3 protein-coding genes and 1 pseudogene are annotated in these 2,994 nt (G+C 38.1%); 3 read left to right on the top strand and 1 reads right to left on the bottom strand.

What is annotated here, in order from left to right:
* From ABYK33_RS15045 to ABYK33_RS15035, 3 genes and pseudogenes are all read left to right on the top strand, one after another.
* Positions 1-184: pseudogene (locus ABYK33_RS15045) on the top strand (DedA family protein); the annotation flags it as partial.
* 47 nt (positions 185-231) lie between these two features.
* On the top strand, positions 232-1,707 hold the full coding sequence (locus ABYK33_RS15040) for an MBOAT family protein (RefSeq protein WP_373034129.1): 1,476 nt from the start codon (positions 232-234) through the stop codon (positions 1,705-1,707).
* A 9-nt stretch (positions 1,708-1,716) separates the two neighbouring features.
* Complete coding sequence (locus ABYK33_RS15035; RefSeq protein ID WP_373034128.1) at positions 1,717-2,820, top strand: hypothetical protein; 1,104 nt, start codon at positions 1,717-1,719, stop codon at positions 2,818-2,820.
* A gap of 23 nt (positions 2,821-2,843) precedes the next feature.
* Here the strand turns inward: ABYK33_RS15035 and ABYK33_RS15030 are convergent.
* A partial coding sequence (locus ABYK33_RS15030) for a UvrB/UvrC motif-containing protein (RefSeq protein ID WP_373034130.1) occupies positions 2,844-2,994 on the bottom strand: 151 nt, incomplete at its 5' end.

Below are 2,994 nucleotides of genomic sequence, written 5' to 3'. Positions count from 1 at the left end.
CCATAATCTGTTAGCATCATTGATCTGGGTCGTTGTTGTCGGATTTGGCAGTTATCTGGCCGGAAATATGATTGTGCACGGTTACGAAGTGGTAGCAGACAAACCGTACCTGGCACCGATTATTCTGTTGTCACTGATAGGGTTGATCTGGTTCTATATGAGCTGGGCAACAAAAAAGAGATAACTATGCAAGGTGTGAATGTTTTAAAATAATATGTGAGGTCAGAAAAATTGTTATTTAATAGCTACGAATATATATTTATTTTTCTGCCTCTTAGCTTCTTTATTTATTTTCTCTTATTACAACGACGGTTAGTACTTGCGGCAAAAGGCTTTTTGGTTTTTGCATCACTGTTCTTTTATGCATGGTGGAATATTCAATATTTGCCAATACTTCTTTTTTCAATTCTATTTAACTATGTTATCGGCGGCGCATTAAACGATGATGTACATGAGTCCAAAATCCATAAAAAGTCACTGCTTTTTGTCGGTATTATTGTGAACCTAGGGTTACTTGGATATTTTAAATATAGTGATTTTTTTATTGAAAATTTCAACGTAGTCGCTAACGCTTCAATCCCCCTTTTACAATTTACCTTGCCACTCGCTATTTCATTTTTCACATTTCAGCAAATTGCCTATCTAGTTGATTCGTATCGTCGTGAAACATCCGAATACGATTTCTTGAACTATACATTATTCGTGACATTTTTTCCTCAACTTATCGCCGGTCCAATTGTGCACCATGCCGAAATGATGCCTCAATTCGCATCTAGATGGAACTTGGTAAAAAACTACAAACATATTGCGATGGGACTGTTTATTTTTTCGATCGGTCTTTTTAAAAAAGTAGTGATAGCAGACAGCTTTGCTGTTTGGGCCACGACAGGTTTCGACCATGCACCCGTATTGACTTTTTTTGAAGCTTGGGCGACATCACTTTCGTACACTTTTCAACTCTATTTTGATTTTTCCGGCTATACCGATATGGCGATTGGGGCAGCACTTCTGTTCAATATCAAGTTGCCTATAAACTTTAACTCCCCATATAAGGCAGTGGATATTCAAGACTTTTGGCGAAGATGGCATATGACGCTGTCTAGATTTCTTAAAGACTATGTGTATATACCGCTAGGTGGAAATAGAGAAGGTGATTTCTTAACTTATACTAATTTGTTAATCACTTTTGTTATTGCCGGAGTCTGGCACGGTGCAGGATGGACATTCGTTTTTTGGGGTTTACTGCACGGCACAGCTCTGGTTGTTCATCGAATCTGGAAACGACTCGCATATAAGATGCCAAGAGTATTAGCTTGGCTGATAACATTTAATTTTATCAATATAGCATGGGTGTTTTTCAGGGCAAACTCTTGGGATGATGTTATCAAAGTGATTAGCGGCATGCTAGGTCTGAGTGGAATGGTCTTCCCCCAAGCGCTTGAAAGCGAGATAAAGGTACTGTTTTCATCTGAGGCCATCTTATATGGAGATGTAATGCAGCATATTGGCGATACGCTTTTAGTGTCCGGTTGGGTAGCTGTAGGGTTCATTATAGTTCTTGCTTTCAGCAACTCTATAAAGATGATGCAAGACAATAAACTTGAAATTAAAGATGCTTTTCTTTCCGCACTGTATATTTTTGTATCTCTGTTGTATTTATATTTCGGTCAAACGGTTCCGAGTGAATTTCTGTATTTTAATTTTTGAGGGTATGGTATGAGAGCAAAGAACTTTGTATTACTCGCAATCGGTCTGGTACCTGTTTTTTTTACTGCTTACCTGCTACTGTTCTTATTCCAGCTCAACGCTTCGGTTGGTGCTGATTACTGGGTGAATGATGCCTATACATATAAAGATTACAGAGCAAAAGGTATGTCATCTAAAAAAATCATTATTATAGGGGGTTCAAATGCTCTTTTTGGGATAAATAGTGAAATAATAGAGAAACTAACAGGGTATCCAGTACTTAACCTGGCAACCCATGCCGGTTTAAATATGGACTATTTCTGTTATAAACTCGAACAATACGTCGGTCAAGAAGATATAGTAGTCATGCCTCTCGAATTTTCGTTTTACACAACAGGTGAAAATATTACAGACCTTTTCTCCAATAATATGATGAGCTGGGGACGTGATTACCTCTTGCAGCTGCCGTTTACAGATTTTCTAAAATTTGTTTTGGTAGCTGAACCTGATAGAGTGTTGGCTGGGGTGATCAAACAGGTTGAAACGAAAGGCGTTAATTACAACTTGCTAACGCAAAAAGAGATTGTCAATACTTTGCAAAAGATATGGTCCACTGGTGATGGTAAATGGAGAGGCTACAGCTACAAGAGTCTGAACCGTTTTGGTGATGTGAATGTCGCATTACCGCTAGAGTATCACAAAGATAGTGCATACTTTAAACAAGGTCAAGAGATATCATCCCATTTTCTAAAGGTATACGCGAAAATAGAGAAGTTGGTGAGAGTAAATAATGGAAAACTCTACCTTACCTATCCTGTAACCATGAAAAATGAAAAATTTGACTTGGGGGAGATGGAGAGCAGAGTGAGGGTGAAAAACCTTGAAAAGTCATTAGATGCATTTGATATCAAAATGTATTGTAATCCCGCTCTCTTTAATTTGGATGTTGAATATTTTTACAATACCAATTATCACCCCAATAAGTATGGTGCACTGGTTCGTTCAGAAAATTTGGCTATCTGTTTAAATAGATTGGAAGATACTGGTGATAAGAGAGAAATGTCATTTAAAGAGGCGATAGAGAGAACAACGAAACTTCAGAAGAAATATACTAACCAGTTGAATAAACTCTAAAACGCGTTTTTTCGCTTCTGTCTTTAGAGCTTTTTGATCTTCATGATCTCATCGCGGAGTCGTGCCGCCTCTTCGAACTCCAGGTTTTTAGCCGCATATTTCATCTTGGCATTCAGTTCGTCCAGCAGCTTTTTACGTTCAGCCTTTGGCATCTTCTCCGCATTTTTGCTTTTG

This window comes from Sulfurovum sp. (assembly GCF_041562805.1).
Classification (GTDB): Bacteria; Campylobacterota; Campylobacteria; order Campylobacterales; family Sulfurovaceae; genus Sulfurovum.
The sequence above is the reverse complement of the archived record's forward strand: the minus strand, read 5'-3'. Positions and strand labels throughout refer to the sequence as shown.

What these genes read in the sequence shown, in the direction of transcription:
- ABYK33_RS15035 (WP_373034128.1), top strand. Translation starts at nt 1,717, where the DNA reads ATGAGAGCAAAGAACTTTGTATTACTCGCAATCGGTCTGGTACCTGTT.